Source organism: Vreelandella zhuhanensis, from assembly GCF_009793355.1.
Taxonomy (GTDB): Bacteria; Pseudomonadota; Gammaproteobacteria; order Pseudomonadales; family Halomonadaceae; genus Vreelandella; species Vreelandella zhuhanensis.
The window spans coordinates 160,207-178,512 of the sequence record NZ_WTKP01000002.1; the positions used below are offsets into that span (position 1 = coordinate 160,207).

The following is an 18,306-nucleotide window of genomic DNA, read 5'->3' on the forward strand; positions in this document are numbered from 1 at the left end:
GCAGCACCGTCTCAGGTTATCTCCAGCGGCGCAAAGCCTTTGACCAGACGGTCCAGGGCGACCAGTTGGGTCAGAAACGGCTCGAGCTGGTCGAGCGGCAAGGCACAGGGGCCGTCGCACAGGGCGGCGTCCGGTTCGGGGTGTGCCTCCAGAAAGAGCCCCGCCAAGCCGACCGCGACACCGGCGCGGGCAAGCTCAGCAACCTGGGCACGCCGACCACCGGCGCTATCGGCACGCCCGCCAGGACGCTGTAGCGCATGGGTCACATCGAAAAATACCGGGCGACCGGTTTGCTTCATGTCACCCAAGCCCAGCATGTCGACCACCAGATTATTGTAACCAAAACTGGTGCCACGCTCGCACAGCATCAGGCGGTCATTGCCGGCTTCTTCAAATTTCTTGAGGATATGGCGCATTTCATGGGGGGCGAGAAATTGTGGTTTCTTGATATTGATCGCGGCACCGGTTTTGGCCATGGCCACGACCAGGTCGGTCTGGCGCGCAAGAAACGCCGGCAACTGGATGATATCGGCAACTTCAGCGACAGGCTCAGCCTGCCAGGGTTCATGTACGTCGGTGATGATCGGCACATCGAAGCGCGCCTTCACCTCGGCCAGAATCTCCAGGCCTTTCTCGAGGCCGGGGCCGCGATAGGAGTGGATCGAGCTACGATTGGCCTTGTCGAAGCTGGCCTTGAACACATAGGGAATACCGAGTTTCGTGCTCACCTCGACATAGCGCTGGGCCACTTCGAGGGCTATTTCCCGGGATTCAAGCACATTCATGCCACCCAAAAGCATCAGCGGCAATGAGTTGCCGGCCTGAAGGCCGGCAACTGTTACATCACGCTCGAGAATTTGTCGTTCAGGTGCAGACATCTCGCTCACTCCTGAGGAGGATTTTGAGCACGGGTACGTGCGGCCTTGTGCTCCACTGCAGCATTGACGAACCCGGAGAACAGCGGATGACCGTCACGCGGTGTGGAGGTGAATTCCGGATGGAACTGGCAGGCTACATACCAAGGATGGTCCGGTAGCTCGATCATTTCCACCAGCGACTGGTCGACACTCTTGCCCGACACCACCAAACCCGCCTGTTCGAGTTGCTCGACGAACTGGTTGTTGACCTCGAAGCGGTGACGATGGCGCTCGACGATTTCGTCAGTGGCATAAGCCTCACGCGCTCGAGAACCTTCCTTGAGACGACAAACCTGGCCGCCCAGGCGCATGGTACCGCCCAGATCCGAGCCTGCATCACGCAGTTCGATCTTGCCTTCGGGGGTGAGCCACTCGGTAATCAAGCCGACCACGGGATGTTGGGTATCATGGGTGAATTCGGTGGAGTTGGCATCTTCCCACCCCGCGACGTTGCGGGCGAATTCAATCACCGCCACCTGCATACCCAGGCAGATGCCTAGATAAGGGATACCATTTTCACGTGCGTAGCGGGCGGCGAGTATCTTGCCTTCCACCCCACGCTCGCCAAAGCCCCCCGGCACCAGGATCGCATCCTTGCCCGCCAGACGTTCGGTACCGTGGTGTTCGATATGTTCCGAATCGATATAGTCGACGTTGACCTTGATACGATCCTGAATACCGGCATGAATCAGCGCTTCATTGAGTGACTTGTAGGCATCCAGCAAGTCCATGTACTTGCCGACCATGGCGATGCTTACCGACTTGAGCGGATTGAGCTTGGCATCGAGTACCTTGATCCACTCGGAAAGATCGGCCTCTCCGGCTTCCAGGCGCAGCTTGTCGCAGACGATCTCATCGAGCCCATGTTCGTGAAGCATGATGGGGATGCGATAGATGGTATCGGCATCCTGCAGCGGTACCACGGCACGCTCTTCGACATTGGTAAACAAGGCGATCTTGCGCCGTTCGCTCTCCTCGAGTTCCACTTCACTGCGGCAAATCAGGATATCCGGCTGGATACCGATCGAGCGCAGCTCCTTGACGCTATGCTGGGTCGGTTTGGTCTTGGTCTCGCCGGCGGTCTTGATGTAGGGTACCAGCGTCAGGTGCATGAAGATCGCCCGGGTCGCGCCCAGCTCACTTCTGATCTGACGGATCGATTCCAGAAACGGCAAGGACTCGATATCGCCGACAGTGCCGCCGATCTCGACCAGTGCCACATCGAAACCTTCGCCACCGGCATAAACACGCTGCTTGATTTCATCGGTAATGTGCGGAATGACCTGCACCGTACCGCCCAGGTAATCCCCCCGGCGCTCCTTGCGTAGTACATTTTCGTAAACGCGACCGGTGGTGAAGTTGTTGCGCTGGGTCATCTTGGTACGGATAAAGCGTTCGTAGTGCCCCAGGTCCAGGTCAGTTTCGGCGCCATCTTCGGTCACGAAAACCTCGCCATGCTGAAAAGGACTCATGGTGCCCGGGTCCACATTGATATAGGGGTCGAGCTTGAGCATGGTGACCTTGAGGCCGCGTGCCTCGAGAATCGCCGCCAGCGAGGCGGAGGCGATGCCCTTTCCGAGAGAGGACACAACGCCGCCGGTCACGAAGATATATCGTGTCATGGATAACCTGTCGAAACGTGATCAGAAGGCGCGGCAGGAAACCGCGCCAGGGTGGGTCGACAGACTAGCAGATTACGTCTAACGGCTCAATTACACTGCCGCTTTTACACTTGCAGGTAGTCGAGAATGCCTTCGCCCGCTTGGCGACCTTCGTGAATGGCCGTGACCACCAGGTCGGAGCCACGCACCATATCGCCACCGGCGAAAATTTTCTGATTAGTGGTCTGAAAGGCGTAAGCGCCATGTTCCGGCGCCTTGACCCGATCACGCTCATCCACCTGGATATTGGCTCCTTCGAACCAAGAGGCGGGACTGGCCTGGAAGCCGAACGCGACAATCACCGCATCCGCCGGAATGATTTCCTCGGAGCCGGGCACCACTTCCGGGCGCTGGCGGCCGTTTTCATCCGGCTCGCCCAAGCGTGTCCGTACCACCTTGACCCCTTCCACCTTGCCTTCACCCACCACCGCTACCGGCTGGCGATTGAACAGAAACTCCACCCCTTCTTCGCGGGCGTTGGCGACTTCCTTGCGCGAACCGGGCATGTTCTCTTCATCACGCCGGTAGGCGCAGGTCACCTCGGTGGCACCTTGACGAATCGCGGTGCGGTTACAGTCCATGGCGGTATCGCCACCGCCCAGCACCACCACGCGCCTGTCCTTGAACGAGATGTAATCCTCGGGATTCTTTTCGTAGCCCAGGCAGTGATTGACGTTGGCGATCAGATAATCCAGTGCCTTGTAGACGCCGGGCAGGTCTTCGCCGGGAAAACCGCCCTGCATGTATTTGTAGGTACCCATCCCCAGAAAGACGGCATCGTATTCCGCCAGCAAGGTATCGAACTCGACATCCCGACCGATCTCGGTATTCAGACGGAACTCGATACCCATTTCCTCGAATACCGCCCGGCGACGCTTCATGACGTTCTTTTCAAGCTTGAATTCCGGAATACCGAAAGTCAGAAGTCCGCCGATTTCCGGATAACGATCGAATACCACGGACTTGACCCCGGCACGCGCCAGAATATCGGCACAGCCCAGACCCGCCGGCCCTGCTCCGATGATCGCAACTTTCTTGTCGGTCCACACCACCTTGGACATGTCCGGCCGCCAGCCCATGGCAAAGGCGGTATCGGTAATGTATTTCTCCACCGAGCCGATGGTGACCGCGCCGAAGCCGTCATTCAGGGTGCAGGCGCCTTCACAGAGACGGTCTTGAGGACACACCCGGCCACATACTTCAGGAAGGGTGTTGGTCTTGTGCGACAGTTCCGCCGCTTCAAGAATGTTGCCCTCGGCAACCAGCTGCAGCCAGTTGGGAATATAGTTGTGTACCGGGCACTTCCATTCGCAGTAAGGGTTGCCGCAGTGCAGGCAACGGTGCGACTGGCTGGCCGCCTCAGTGGGCTTGTACGGCTCATAGATCTCGGAAAATTCCTTGGCGCGCTTGCGCGCCTCTTTCTTCTGGGGGTCATTACGCCCCACATCAATGAACTGAAAATCGTTATTCAATCGGTTAGCCATGTTCGTCTCTCCTGGAAATCCGGCTTACTCGGGCCGCCTACGCGATTCGTCGAGCAGACTGGTCAAGCTTGCTGCCTTGGACTTCACCAGCCAGAAGTGACGAAGATAATCACTGAAATCTTCGATAATGGCGGCGCCACGCTTGGATCCGGTTTCCGTTACATAGTCTTCGATGACTTCACGCAGGTGTCGCCGGTACGCTTCCATGCTTTCGGTGTTGACTCGGTGAATCTCCACCAGCTCATGGTTGTACTTGTCCACGAAAGTGCGATCTTCATCCAGCACGTAGGCAAAACCACCGGTCATCCCCGCGCCGAAGTTGACTCCGGTTTCACCCAGCACGCAGACCAAGCCGCCGGTCATGTATTCACAGCAATGGTCCCCTGCGCCTTCGATGACGGCTGTGGCACCGGAGTTACGTACCGCGAAACGTTCACCGGCGGTACCTGAGGCAAACAGTTTGCCGCCGGTCGCACCGTACAGGCAGGTGTTGCCGACAATCGCGGTCGCGTGGCTTTCAAAGGTACTGACCTTGGGCGGCACAATGACGATCTTGCCGCCATTCATGCCCTTGCCCACGTAGTCGTTGGCATCGCCTTCAAGATAAAGATTGAGGCCGCGAGCATTCCATACGCCAAAGCTTTGCCCGGCCACGCCGGTGAAGCGCGCATTGATGGGCGCGTCCTCGAGCCCTGCCTCGCCATAACGCTTGGCGATGGTGCCGGAGGTCAATGCCGCCACCGAGCGGTCACAGTTGGTGATGCTAAATTCGAAGTCACCGCCGGACTTTGACTCGATGGCCCCTTTCAAGGCTTCGAGCACTTCCTGGTTCTTGGCACCCGGGTCATGCGGTACGTTGCGGCTGACTTGGCAGAACTGAGGGGCATCCGCCGGCACGAAATCGTTGCTCAAAAGCGGCGACAGATCCAGCTTGCGCTGAGAAGATGTTTTGCCTTCGATCACTTCGAGCAAGTCGGTACGGCCAATCAGGTCGGTCAACTGGCGCGCACCCAGCACGGCCATCAGTTCCCGCACATCTTCGGCAATGAAGCGAAAGTAGTGCTTGACCATGTCGACGGTGCCGCGGAAGTGTTCGCCACGCAGGTAATCGTCCTGAGTGGCGACGCCGGTGGCGCAGTTGTTCAAGTGACAGATACGCAGATACTTGCAGCCCAATGCCACCATCGGGGCGGTGCCAAAGCCGAAGCTTTCGGCGCCAAGAATCGCCGCCTTGATCACGTCGAGGCCGGTTTTCAGACCGCCATCGGTCTGCAGGCGAATCTTGTCGCGCAAGCCATTGATGCGCAGCGCCTGATGCACTTCAGGCAAGCCCAGCTCCCAGGGAGAGCCTGCATGCTTGATCGAGCTCAAGGGGCTTGCCGCCGTGCCGCCGTCATAACCGGAGACAGTAATCAAGTCGGCATACGCCTTGGCCACCCCGGTGGCGATGGTGCCGATACCCGGCTCGGAAACCAGCTTCACCGATACCTGGGCTTCCGGATTGACCTGCTTCAGGTCGAAGATCAACTGTGCCAGATCCTCGATCGAGTAGATATCATGGTGCGGAGGCGGTGAAATCAAGGTCACCCCGGGCACCGAATAGCGCAAGCGAGCAATCAGGGCGTTGACCTTGCCCCCCGGCAACTGCCCCCCTTCACCCGGCTTGGCACCCTGGGCAACCTTGATCTGCAACACCTCGGCATTGACCAGATAATGCGGTGTGACCCCGAAACGCCCGGAGGCGATCTGCTTGATCTTGGAAGAACGCACCGTGCCATAACGTGCCGGGTCTTCCCCGCCTTCGCCTGAGTTGGAGCGACCGCCGGCTTCGTTCATCGCCTGCGCCAAGGCCTCATGGGCTTCCGGCGACAGGGCGCCGAGGCTCATGCCGGCACTGTCGAAACGCGGCAATAAGGCTTCGACAGGCTCGACTTCATCCAGCGGAAGAGGTGTGGCGGCAGGTTTGAGCGCCAGCATGTCGCGAATCGTGGCGACCGGGCGTTCATTAACCAGGCGCGCGAATTTCTTCCACTTTGCGTAGCTGCCCTCCTGTACCGCCTGCTGCAGGGTCGTCACCACATCCGGATTGTAAGCGTGGTATTCATGACCATGCACGTACTTCAGCATCCCGCCCTGAGTAATCCCCTTGCGCGGCAGCCAGGCATCCCGCGCCAACAGCTCCTGTTGCAGTTGCAGCTCGCTGAAACCGGTACCCTCGATGCGTGATGCCATGCCGGGGAAACACATCTGCATGATTTCTGAGGACAAGCCCACCGCTTCGAACAACATCGAGCCACGGTAGGAGGCCAGCGTCGAGATGCCCATCTTGGACAGGATCTTGAACAGACCTTTTTGCATGCCCTTACGATAGTTCTCGCGTGCATCCGCCGGGTTACCGGTCAGTTCACCGGTACGATGCATGTCCGCCATGACCTGATAGGCCAGCCACGGATACACCGCCGTGGCGCCGACGCCGAAGAGCACCGCCATCTGATGAGCATCCCGGGCATAACCGGTTTCCACCACAATATTGGCATTGGGGCGCAGCGCCAGGCGGCCCAGATGAGTATGCACCGCACCCACGGCGAGTACCGCCTGGATCGGAATTTCACCGCGGGGCAGTCCGGCATCACTCAGCGTCAAGATAACCTTGCCAGCGCGCACCTGGGCCTCGGCCGTCTCACACAGCGCCTTGAGTGCTTGCGGCAGGCTTTGTTGTTCCGGGTCATAGCCCAGCGACAGCGTATGGCTGGCAAACGCCGGGTCGTCCTGAGTCACCAGGGCGGTGAACTTGCGCGGCGACAGCACCGGTGTGGTGAGGATCAAGCGATGTGCATGCCCAGGGGTTGCCTGGAACACATTCAACTCGGCCCCGCAGCAGGCTTCCAGCGACATGACGATCGATTCTCGCAAGGGGTCGATCGCCGGGTTGGTCACCTGGGCGAATTTCTGGCGGAAAAAGTCGCTGAGCAAGCGAGGCTGGGTGGAAAGCACCGCCATTGGGGTATCGTCGCCCATGGAACCCACGCCTTCCTGGCCACTTTCGGCCAGCGGGCGCAGCACTTGGTCGCGTTCCTCAAAACTCACCTGGAACATTTTCTGCTGGATATTAAGGGTATCGGTATCCAGGTTCTGGAAACTGGCAAGCTCCGTGAGGGCCGACTCCAGGTAGCTGGCTTCTTGCTTCAACCAACGCTTGTAGGGGTAGGCCGACTTCAGGCGGTTGTCGATATCCTGGGTATGCAGCACTTCCCCGGTATGGGTGTCCACCGCCAACATCTGACCCGGACCGACACGCCCTTTAGCCACCACATCTTCCGGCCGGTAGCCGTAGGTTCCGGTTTCCGAGGCCAGGGTGATATAGCCGTTCTTGGTAATCACCCAGCGAGCCGGGCGCAGACCGTTACGGTCGAGCATGCATACCGCCTGGCGACCGTCTGTCATCACCACACCGGCAGGCCCATCCCATGGCTCCATATGCATGGAGTTGTATTCATAGAAAGCCCGCAGCTCGGCATCCATGGTTTCCACGTTCTGCCAGGCCGGCGGCACCATCATGCGTACCGCACGATGCAGTTCCATGCCCCCGGTAAGCAGCACTTCGAGCATGTTGTCCATGCTCGAGGAGTCGGAACCGGTGGTATTGACGATTTCATCGAGCTCGGCGATATCCGGCAGACGCTCATTGACGAAATTGGATTTGCGCGAGTTAGCCCAACCACGGTTGGCCTCGATGGTGTTGATTTCGCCGTTGTGCGCCAGCAGACGGAACGGCTGAGCAAGCGGCCAGCGTGGTGCGGTGTTGGTCGAAAAGCGCTGATGGAAAACGCAGATGGCGGTTTCCAGGCGCGGGTCGTTCAGGTCATGGTAAAACGCCGGTAAATCCTCCGGCATCACCAAGCCTTTATAAGACACCACTTCAGAGGACAGCGAAGCGACATAGAAGTCTTCATCGTCGCGCAGCGCCTGCTCGGCACGGCGACGCGCCATGTAAAGATCCACGTCAAAATGCTCGCCCTTGCCCGGCGAGACGAATACCTGACGGATACGCGGCAGGCAATCCAGGGCCATGGGGCCGCAGACACTCGAGTCGGTGGGTACGTCACGCCAACCGATTACGTCAAGTCCACGCGCTTCCAGCTCACGATCAAAGGTCTGGCGCGCATGCGCCTCACGGCTATCATCGTTGGGCAGGAATACCACGCCGACGGCGAAGCGCTCCTGCAACTCGACACCCAAGGCATCCTTGGCCGCCTCGCGCATGAAAGCATCAGGCATCTTGAGCAACAACCCGCAGCCGTCACCGGTCTTGCCATCAGCGGCAATCCCGCCGCGGTGAGTCATGCAAGTCAAGGATTCAATGGCGGTCTTGAGCAAGTCGTGGCTGGCCTGCCCTTGCATATGGGCGATCAGGCCAAAGCCACAATTGTCGCGAAACTCGCCGGGCTGGTGAAGACCTCTGTTCATGGGCGTGCCTCTCATAAGCGTATTTTTTTTCGCAGCTTTTTATGATACAAAGGCCGGTTAATCTATTTTTCGCGCTGACTTTACCGGGTTCAAACGCACCCCTAAGGTGCCAGTGAAATGCTAGCTGCATGGCGAAAATGGCCGCTCAGCATAGCGATTTCCAGGCCTTTCGCGCAATCTTCACTATACCACCCTCTCTAAAAACTCCCCGAAAATCCAAGACTTGCGCACCAGCAGTTTTTAAAAACAACATAAAGTTCAACGACTTGCAAACCAATCAAACGATATTTAAACGAAAATCATCAAGATCTATACTTTGGTCTAAAAATGTCCTTTCACCCCATGCCGATAGCGTATAAGGCATGCGGATTATTGCTTAGCTTGTTTTTCTTGGACCTGTTCCCAGGCAAAAAAAAGCCCGCAAAAGCGGGCAATAAAGTTAATACGTTTACGACGTAAGCTTAACGACGCGGAAAGTCTTCCAGCAAAGCCTGCAGCGTTGCGCTGGGTGTCGCATCGAATACACAGGCATCCCCTACCGACTTGAGCAATACCAGCCTGAGGCGTGTATTGATATTTTTCTTGTCCAGACGCATGCGACTGAGAAAATCTTCGGCATTCATATCGTTAGGGATCTCAAGGGGAAGCCCGGCACCTTCGATAATGGCCTGGACACGCGCCACATCGCCTTCATTCAACCATCCCAGGGCTCGGGAAAGCTCAGCGGCCATGGCCATGCCGGCGCCCACCGCCTCACCATGCAACCAATTGCCGTATCCCTGGTGAGCTTCGATTGCATGGCCGAAAGTGTGTCCCAGGTTGAGCAAAGCCCGAACGCCTTGCTCGGTTTCATCCTCGGCAACGATCTCGGCCTTGAGCCGGCAGCTGCGCTCGATGGCGACGACCAGGACTTCGTCATCCAAGGCTCGCAGCGCCGCCATTTTGTCTTCCAGCCAGCCTAGAAATGCCACATCGCGGATCAGGCCGTACTTGATGACTTCGGCAAGCCCGGCGGAAAACTCACGCGGCGGCAAAGTGGTCAAGGTAGCAGTGTCGATCAGCACGGCCTTGGGCTGCCAGAACGCCCCAATCATGTTCTTGCCGCGAGGATGGTTGACGCCGGTCTTGCCGCCTACCGAGGAATCCACCTGAGCCAGGAGCGTGGTCGGCACCTGAATGAACGCTACCCCGCGCTGATAGCAGGCGGCGGCATAGCCGACCATATCGCCGATCACCCCGCCTCCCAAGGCGATCAAGGTGCAACGGCGATTGAAACCCACTTCCAGCAAGGCATCCCAGATACGACTCACCTGCTCGAGGGACTTGTACTGTTCACCGTCGGGCAACACTAATTCGCGCACTTCAAGCTCGTCGGACAAGCCAACCTTGAAACGCTCAAGATAAAGCGGCGCCACCGTCTCGTTGGTGACTATCATGACCTGCCGACCCGCCAGATAGGGCATCAGCCAACGCGGCTCACCCAAAATCCCGGAACCGATGTGGATAGGGTAACTACGTTCATCCAGCGATACGCTCAGCGTGCGTACCGCATCAACAACCTGCGTCATGGGGAAGCCTTGGATTGGAGAGGATCGACGAGACGGCGTACCCGTCGGATAATTTCATTGACCACGGCACGAGGGCTACGCCTGTCGGTACGTACCGTAATATCCGAGGTGGCACGGTAGAGGGGATCACGCAAAGCGAACATGTCGTTGAGTACCTGTTCACGGTTATCACACTGCAGTAGCGGACGATTACGGTCTTTCGCCGTGCGCTTAAGCTGCTGTTCCACCGTGGTGAGCAGATAGACCACGGTGCCGCGTTCACGCAGGGCACAGCGATTTTCTTCACGCAACACCGCACCCCCACCGGTGGCTACCACCACCTGGGAAAGCTGGGTCAGTTCATCGATCATCTGTATCTCGCGCTGGCGAAAGCCCTGTTCACCTTCCACGTCGAAGATCCACGGAATATCGGCACCACAGCGAGCCTGTATGGCGTGATCGCTGTCAAAGAACTCGCGTGCTAGTTCGGCCGCCAACAGTCGGCCGATTGTGCTTTTACCAGCCCCCATGGGGCCGATGAGGAAAAGGTTGGGTAAATCCTGCATCAGGGAACCGCCAAGCCATCGTCGAGTAGTCGTGGAGTAATGAAAACCAGTAACTCTACCTTTTCATTGCGCTCATCGGTATAGCGAAAGAGTTTGCCCAGCAGCGGAATGTCACCCAGGAAAGGGGTTTTGCTCAGCTGGCGCAGCTCTTCGGTAGTAAGAATACCTCCCAGCACTACCGTTTGTCCGTTATCTACCAATACCTGCGTTTCAATGGTGTTGGTATCGACCGGAGGTTCACCGCCGAATTCCGTTTCGCGAAAGCTATCGTTGGTGATTACCAGATCCATGATGATGCGGTTGTCCGGGGTAATCTGCGGCGTGACCTCCAGCGACAGCAACGCCTCCTTGAATTCCGTCTGGGGAATATCGTCACTGACTGTCTGATAGGCCCGCTCTTCGCCCTGGCTGATTGTGGCTGTGCGCTGGTTCGCGGTAATGATACGCGGCTGGGAAATGGTCTGGCTTTTCCCCTCCGTCTCTAGGGCGCGCAGCTCCAGGTCGAGCAGAATATCCCCGGACAGATAACCGAAACTGAATCCCGTACCCGCTCCGGCACCTTGGCCAAGGTTCACCTCCAAACCACCCATGGCACGGTTGATGCCACCGGGGTTGACATCTCGCCGACTGTAAGTGCCGCCCTCCTGCTCAAAGCCACGCGTGGTGTCGGCGCTCCAATTGATCCCCAATTCACGCGAGGCGGTATCCCGCGCGATCACGATCCGCGCTTCGATCTGTACCTGACGCACGGCCACATCCAGGCGATCCAGGGTACGTAGAATATCCCGCACCTGATCGGCGGTATCCTGAACTAAAAGCGTATTGGTGCGCTGATCGACACTCACCCTGCCACGCTCGGTCAAAAGGCCGAAGCCGTCAGCCCCGCGCAACAAGGTAGCAAGATCTTCCGCGCGGGCGTATTTGACTTCGATGAATTCCGTCACCAATGGCGCCAGCGTTTCACGCTGATTGCGCGCCTCGATTTCCTGGCGTTCAAGTTCGGCAAGTTCCGTGGCCGGCGCCACCACAATCACATTGCCCTGCTGACGGCTGGATAACCCCTGGCTTTGCAGAATCAAATCCAATGCCTGGTCCCAGGGCACTTCATTAAGGTTCAAGGTGACTCGCCCGGTAACGCTATCACTGGCCACCAGGTTCAGGTTGGTGAACTCGGCGATTTCGTTCAGCACCGCGCGCACTTCGATATCCTGAAAATTCAGACTCAAGCGCTCGCCGGTGTAAGCCTCCCGCTCTTGTCGGCGCTGTTCGACCGGCGCCTCGCTGACCGGTTGCGCTTCGATCACCAGCTGTCGCCCGCTTTGTGAGGACACCATCGCATAGGGGCCCTGAGTTTCAAGCTCAAGCATTGCCGCTTCCCGCCCGAGACGCGGGGTAACGCGAACGATCGGGGTGCCGAAATCCGTCACATCGTAAACCTGATTGAGCGAATCCGGGATCGAGACATGGCGAAGCTCAGCCACAATCTGATTACGCGCGCCTTCGCGCACCCGTGCATCCACCCCTGCACGATCAAAGGTTACCACCAGGCGTCCGGCACCATCATCGCCGCGACGAAAGTCGATCGCCTCCACCTGCGGTCCTATTGCGGTTTCTAGCGTTTCGACAGGCGGCGACTGATCAGCGCTCACAGCGGCTCCCGGACCGATCGAAACTCGCAAGTGACTCTCATGCTGGCTGGTCACATAAGGATGCGCCTGGGCCAACTCCACCACCAAGCGTGTGCGCGAACCGGAATCCAGGGCGGTAATACGCTCGACTCCCGCCACGCCCACTTCCTGTCGGCGCTGCTTTAATGCACTGGAGGTGTCGGCAAGGTCCAGCGCCAGGCGCGGTGGTTCATCCAGGCGGTAACCACGGAGCTCGGGCAGTGGGCCGGAAAAATACAAGTCGATCTCAACGTCGCCGGCGGTTGTCCGACGCACATCCAGGTCGGTCAGCACCGAGGTCGCTGATGCCAACGCCGGCATTAACATAAGCACCAGCATCACAACACTGCGGGTCATCAAGGTCATTGGTCATCTTCCGCGTTATTGTTCATTGCGTTGGTTTCAAGCATCAACTCCACCTCACGCTCACGCCAGCCATCGTGTTGGGTAAATACCCGCTCGGCAATCAAGATGGCATTGCTATCGATCTGCTTGATACGTCCATGATGGGTACCCAGATAGTTGCCTTCGCTCAACGAAAAAACCTCGCCGCCTGGCGCCGTGATCAACGCCACATGGCGGCTACCCATGCGCAGCGTACCCACCAGCCGGAGCTCCTGGAGGAGATAACGCTCCAATGGCTCCTCAGGGCGCTGCTGGTTTGGGGCCAATCGATCGTCAAACGATTCATCTGGATCGGAAAGGATCGCTTTGCGAGGTAGAAATGGGCTGCGTAACGCCTCGTTACGATATTCCAGTGGCTGGTATTCAGGTACCACGGGGATCACGATTCGCGGCGGCCCGCCCGGCATCTCGCGAATTTTCTGCATGCGTTGGTCAAGCTGGCCTAGCTGGGGGTCACCACAGCCGTAAAGCCCAATTCCCGCCAGGAGCACACCGCACAGAAGTCGCCCCATCACCCGCCGGGAGCTCATCATTCAGCCTTCTCCTCGGCACGGTAATTGTAAGTGCGTGCCAACATGGATAGGCGCAATTCATCACCCTGTGATTGATCACCCTGGCGTGCCACTGGCTCCAAGGTAAAATCGTGCTGAGTCACAATGCGCGGCAAGGCGGCCATATCGGCAATGAAGTTGGCAATCTGGTGATACCCCCCACGCACCTGAATATCAAAGGGCTGTTCGACGTAATGCGTGCGGGCTATTGAAGAGCGCAACCGAATGGCATCGATCATCAAACGGTTATCGATAGCGGCATCACTGATACTGTCAAGTAATGAAGGCACTTCCGCAGTGGTAGGCAACATGTCGCGTAGACGTTGCATCTGAGTTTCAAGTGACATCAGCTGTTCCTGCATCTCCGGCAAATGCGACGCTTCCGCCGCTTTCATGCGATAGTCGTCAAGCAGGCTGGCCTCACGACGCTGGGCGCTTTCCAGCGTATCGCGTCGTTCGCTGATCACGAACCAGTCCATTGCCGCCAAAGCGACAACCAGTCCCAGCACGCAACATAGTATCTTGAGCAGCAAAGGCCATGAACCGGCTTCCTTGACATCCAGCTCACGCCAGTCGGTATTTTTCAGGCGTCGTCCTTCCTCCGCCAACCGCTCCCATTGGGCATTGAGATTCACGCCTCATTCTCCCCGCTGTCGTCCTCGGTAACCAACAATGAATCCGGGGCTTTCAAGATGACCGAAAGGCGAAAGCGACGCCCGGCGCCTCCGGATTCGCTTTCCACCTCGGATAGCTTGGGCACATCGAAGGCCGGGGCGTTCGCCAGGCTACGCAGCTGGTCGGAAACTTGGCGATTACTGGCAGAAAGGCCCGTCACATTCAAGCTCTGACCAATGAGTTCCTGGTGAGTGTAATACACGCCATCAACCAAGCTTTCGGCAAGGTTATTGAAGACCTGCACCACTTGCGTCCGCCCTGACTGAAGCTCCTGGAACACCATGATTTGCTTCTCGAGACGATTCAAATTGCTTTCATAATCCTGGATGGCGCGTATATCCGCCTCCAGCTGGCGCACTTGACGAGTGATATGGGTGTTACGTTGCTGCTGGTTATCCAGTGCCATTTGGTAGCCTTGGGCTACGCCGAACCCGATGATGGTCCCCAGCGTCACCATGAACCCCACCAGCAGATGAACATGCCGCGTGCGTTTTTCGCGTCGGGCTTCACGCCACCCCAGCAGATTGATATCCACGCTCATTTATCCCCTCCCCTGACAAGCCCTTTGCCTACTCGCATGGCAAGCCCGCAGGCGGTAAGCATCGCCGGAGCATCGTTGGCCAAGGCTTGAACATCGAGACGCTTGTTAATTTTCATGTTTTGAAAAGGGTTAGCGATAGTGACTTGCATACCGCTGTCCTCGGCAATGCGCTCGGCCAGCCCTGGAATCACGCTGGAGCCACCCGCCAGGATAATCTGCTTGACTTCCTGTTTGCGCCCAGCGGTGTAATACAGCTGTAACGAACGTCCCACCTGCTGGACGACGGTTTCCAGGAAAGGATTGAGCACGCTTTCCTGATAATCGTCGGGTAGTGCGCCACGTTTCTTGGCGAACCCCGCTTCATCCATGCTCATACCGTAACGCTCACGAATCGCATCGGTCAGTTGGCGCCCACCGAACACGGTGTCCCGGCTATACACGATGTGACCGTCCTGCATGACATGGAACGCGTTCATGTTGGCACCGATGTCTACCAACCCTACGCTGGCATGCGGATCGTCACCCGCCAGCAACTGGCGCCGCAAAGCGTCGAAAGTGCGCTCCATGGCAAAGGTTTCGACATCCACCGCCGCCGGCTCAAGACCAGCGCGCTCCAGGGTTTCGGTCAACTGGGTAACATCCTGTTGCCGACATGCGACCAGCATCACTTGCTGCTGCTCTTCATCGAACGGCGAAGGACCCAGACACTGGAAATCAAACGCCACTTCGTTGAACGGAAATGGGATGTGGCGGTCTGATTCAAGCACAATACGCTCTTCGATTTCATCCTCTTCGAGCGAGATGGGAAAGTTCAGCGTCTTGGTAATGGCAGCACTCGCCGGCACCGCGACCGCCACCTTACGGGTAGAGGGTTTGGCATGTTCCACCGCACGACTGAGCACGCTGGCCACGGCATCGATGTCGCGAATGCGACGTTCGACCACTGCGCCTTCACGAACCGGGCGTACGGCATAACTTTCCACTTGGTAACCATCGCCGGAACTTTTCAATTCGAGCAACTTGACGGTCGCCGAGGTAATATCGACACCGATCAACCCTTTACTGGGTCTGAGAAAGCGCATCTCGGTTCGGCTCCGCCTGCATAATTGAGTAAATTCGAGGTTACATGATTTTATGGGAACTCACACCCACCCTCATTGTGGCATATCAAGGCTGGTGACCGACTCGCCACTTTTCTATAATGGTTGTCGGTAGAGTCACCCGACAGCCAGCGCGCGCTGACCCCTCATTATTTCCATGGATGTCACTTTTTCATGAAGTTTTTCCGAACTCTGATTTTTTCCCTATTCTGGCTGTTGGTGTCATTGCTGGGCGCCATCTCTCTGTCGGTGGTCGGTGCGGCGTTGTATTTCTCCCCAGGCTTACCCGATGTCCGTCAGCTACAGGATTTCGAACTGCATACCCCCCTGCGCATCTTCACGCGCGACGGCAAGTTGATCGGCGAGTTCGGCGAAGAGCGGCGCATGCCGGTGGATTTCGATGAAATCCCCCAGAACATGGTGAATGCGCTGATTGCCGCCGAAGACAGCAGTTACTTCGAACACCGCGGCGTCGACCCGCGCGGGCTCATGCGGGCAGCCTTCGAACTTGTGCAGAGCGGAGGGGATATCCAGTCAGGGGGGTCGACCATCACCATGCAGGTAGCCCGTAACTACATGCTGACGCTGGACCGTACGTTCACCCGCAAAATTCGGGAAATCCTGTTGGCTCTGCAGATGGAACAATTGCTTTCGAAGCAAGAAATCTTCGAACTTTATGTCAACAAGATTTTCCTGGGTAACCGTGCCTACGGTATCGCGGCGGCGGCTGAAACCTATTACGACAAACCCCTAGCAGAACTCAGCCTGGCTCAGACGGCGATGATCGCCGGTCTACCCAAGGCCCCTTCAGCGTTCAATCCACTGGCCAACTCGGAGCGCTCCTTGATCCGCCGTAACTGGATCCTGTTTCGTATGCGTGGGCTGGGGCATATCGACGAGAGTGTTTATCAGGAGGTGGTGCAAGAGCCGGTTAGCGCCAAGCGTCACTGGACGCAAGCCGAAGTGGAGGCGGCTTACGTGTCGGAAATGGCCCGCCAGTATGCAATCGAGCGTTTCGGCGACAATGCCTATACCGGCGGTTACCGCATTCACACCACCCTCGACAGTGAGCTTCAACCTGCTGCGCGTCTGGCGCTGTCTCGGGGTCTACTCGACTATGATTTGCGTCATGGCTGGCGCGGCCCGGAACAACGCGATATCGCCTCGAGCCTGGTGGAAGCTCAGGAACAGATCACCACGCAAGGCCTGGAGGAAGAGCTTTCCGAATCACCGGAAATTCGCGAGACCGCGCGCCAGGCAGCCGAGCGCAGCCAGACCCAGGTGGAAGGTATCGATGGCGATGTCAGTAACTGGTTGCAAGTGTTGGAACGCACACCCAATTACGGTTTGCTACAAGCTGCCATGGTGGTGGAAAGCGAAGGTCGTGACATGCAAGTCATGTTGCGTGGCGGTGAGCTGCACACCATCGACTGGGATGGCTTGAGCTGGGCACGCGACTATCTTAGCCCTCATAGCCGAGGCGCCGAGCCCGCCTCAGCCGAAGCAATTGCGACTCGCGGCGACCTGGTACGGGTGGTGATCAACGAAGACGGCAGCGCCCGTCTTTCTCAACAGCCGGATGTCGAAGGTTCGCTCGTGGTTCAAGACCCCCGCACCGGCGCCATTCTGGCCTTGCAAGGTGGTTTCGACTTCAACGCCAGCAAGTTCAACCGCGCCGTTCAGGCTCAGCGTCAGTCCGGCTCCATCTTCAAGCCGTTCATCTACCTGGCGGCCCTGGAAGATGGGGAAATGAACGCAGCAAGCGTGGTCAATGACGCCCCCGTGGTACTCCAGGATGGCAGTAGTGAGCTGTGGCGCCCGGTCAATTCCAGCCGTGACTTCCGAGGGCCGACCCGGTTGCGCTCGGCGCTGGCTCGTTCACGCAACCTGGTGACTATTCGCGTGCTTCAGGCCATTGGGCTGGATCACACCATCAACTACCTGGAAGGCTTCGGCTTCGCCCCTGGGCGCTTGCCGCGCGGCCTTTCCCTGGCGCTGGGCAGCGCCAACCTGACTCCGATGGAAATGACCAACGCCTATGCCATTCTGGCTAATGGTGGCTACAAGGTTTCGCCTTGGATCATCGAGCGCGTCACGCGGATCAATGATGACCAGCTCATCGAGCAGGCTACTCCGCATGTCGCTTGCCCTGAGTGCAGCGAAGGCCAGGAAACCGTCACCATCGGTGGGCGCGACTACCCGGTTGCCCCGCGTGTGGCGGATGCCGCCGCCGTATACATTCTGCGTGACATGCTGCGCGATGTTATCGAAGTGGGTACCGGGCGCGCCGCGTTAAGCCTGGAACGAGACGATATCGTGGGCAAAACCGGCACCACCAATGGCCAGCGCGATGCCTGGTTTGCAGGTTACAACAGCGACCTCGTGACCACCGTATGGGTCGGCAAGGACAATAACGAAACCATAGCCGAATACGGCGCCAATGCCGCTCTGCCGGTGTGGATGGACTTCATGGGAGAAGCCCTCGAGGGTCGCCCGGAAGCGGTTCTAGAACGCCCGGAGAACATCGTTACCGTCCGTGTCGACCCCACGACCGGGCGCCGGCTACCTAACGACCAGTCCGGGGGCATTTCCGAGATATTCCATAACGATCATCTGCCCGAGTTTCAGCAGCGCGGCATCAGCCGCGAACTGGAAGAAGTCAGCGGCTCCCAAGGGTCGGGAACCGTTGAATCGATCTTCTAATAAGCTGCTGACCACCTGCAAG

General features: G+C 58.0%; 12 protein-coding genes. 1 reads left to right on the forward strand and 11 read right to left on the reverse strand.

Annotated elements, in window-relative coordinates:
* Positions 1-11 precede the first annotated feature (11 nt).
* The 11 genes from kdsA to pilM all read right to left on the reverse strand — a co-directional run bounded on the left by kdsA (position 12) and on the right by pilM (position 15,563).
* The gene (gene kdsA, locus GPM19_RS03050) at positions 12-878 is read right to left on the reverse strand and encodes a 3-deoxy-8-phosphooctulonate synthase (protein WP_160417406.1); all 867 of its coding nucleotides are present in this window, start codon (positions 876-878) and stop codon (positions 12-14) included.
* Between the two features lie 5 nt (positions 879-883).
* Complete coding sequence (gene pyrG, locus GPM19_RS03055; RefSeq protein WP_160417407.1) at positions 884-2,539, reverse strand: CTP synthase; 1,656 nt, start codon at positions 2,537-2,539, stop codon at positions 884-886.
* A gap of 104 nt (positions 2,540-2,643) precedes the next feature.
* The gene (locus GPM19_RS03060) at positions 2,644-4,062 is read right to left on the reverse strand and encodes a glutamate synthase small subunit GltD family protein (RefSeq protein ID WP_160417408.1); all 1,419 of its coding nucleotides are present in this window, start codon (positions 4,060-4,062) and stop codon (positions 2,644-2,646) included.
* Between the two features lie 24 nt (positions 4,063-4,086).
* A complete protein-coding gene (gene gltB / locus GPM19_RS03065; RefSeq protein WP_160417409.1) occupies positions 4,087-8,529 on the reverse strand; it encodes a glutamate synthase large subunit in 4,443 nt (1,480 codons plus the stop codon).
* 461 nt (positions 8,530-8,990) lie between these two features.
* The gene (gene aroB, locus GPM19_RS03070) at positions 8,991-10,097 is read right to left on the reverse strand and encodes a 3-dehydroquinate synthase (protein WP_160417410.1); all 1,107 of its coding nucleotides are present in this window, start codon (positions 10,095-10,097) and stop codon (positions 8,991-8,993) included.
* Positions 10,094-10,642, reverse strand: coding sequence for a shikimate kinase AroK (gene aroK / locus GPM19_RS03075; RefSeq protein ID WP_160417411.1), 549 nt, complete (start codon positions 10,640-10,642; stop codon positions 10,094-10,096). The genes aroB and aroK overlap by 4 nt, the downstream gene beginning before the upstream one ends.
* On the reverse strand, positions 10,642-12,675 hold the full coding sequence (locus tag GPM19_RS03080) for a type IV pilus secretin PilQ (protein ID WP_160417412.1): 2,034 nt from the start codon (positions 12,673-12,675) through the stop codon (positions 10,642-10,644). Before GPM19_RS03080 ends, aroK begins: the two co-directional genes overlap by 1 nt.
* Positions 12,672-13,247 (reverse strand): pilus assembly protein PilP, encoded by a 576-nt coding sequence (locus GPM19_RS03085; protein WP_227842112.1) that lies wholly within the window; start codon positions 13,245-13,247, stop codon positions 12,672-12,674. The genes GPM19_RS03080 and GPM19_RS03085 overlap by 4 nt, the downstream gene beginning before the upstream one ends.
* Positions 13,244-13,900, reverse strand: coding sequence for a type IV pilus inner membrane component PilO (locus GPM19_RS03090; RefSeq protein ID WP_160417413.1), 657 nt, complete (start codon positions 13,898-13,900; stop codon positions 13,244-13,246). Before GPM19_RS03090 ends, GPM19_RS03085 begins: the two co-directional genes overlap by 4 nt.
* On the reverse strand, positions 13,897-14,481 hold the full coding sequence (locus GPM19_RS03095) for a PilN domain-containing protein (protein WP_160417414.1): 585 nt from the start codon (positions 14,479-14,481) through the stop codon (positions 13,897-13,899). The genes GPM19_RS03090 and GPM19_RS03095 overlap by 4 nt, the downstream gene beginning before the upstream one ends.
* Entirely contained in the window at positions 14,478-15,563 is a 1,086-nt protein-coding gene (gene pilM, locus GPM19_RS03100) for a type IV pilus assembly protein PilM (protein ID WP_160417415.1), read from the reverse strand. The genes GPM19_RS03095 and pilM overlap by 4 nt, the downstream gene beginning before the upstream one ends.
* A gap of 192 nt (positions 15,564-15,755) precedes the next feature.
* Here pilM and GPM19_RS03105 point away from each other — a divergent pair, with 192 nt between their 5' ends.
* The gene (locus GPM19_RS03105; RefSeq protein ID WP_160417416.1) at positions 15,756-18,284 is read left to right on the forward strand and encodes a penicillin-binding protein 1A; all 2,529 of its coding nucleotides are present in this window, start codon (positions 15,756-15,758) and stop codon (positions 18,282-18,284) included.
* Positions 18,285-18,306 lie beyond the last annotated feature (22 nt).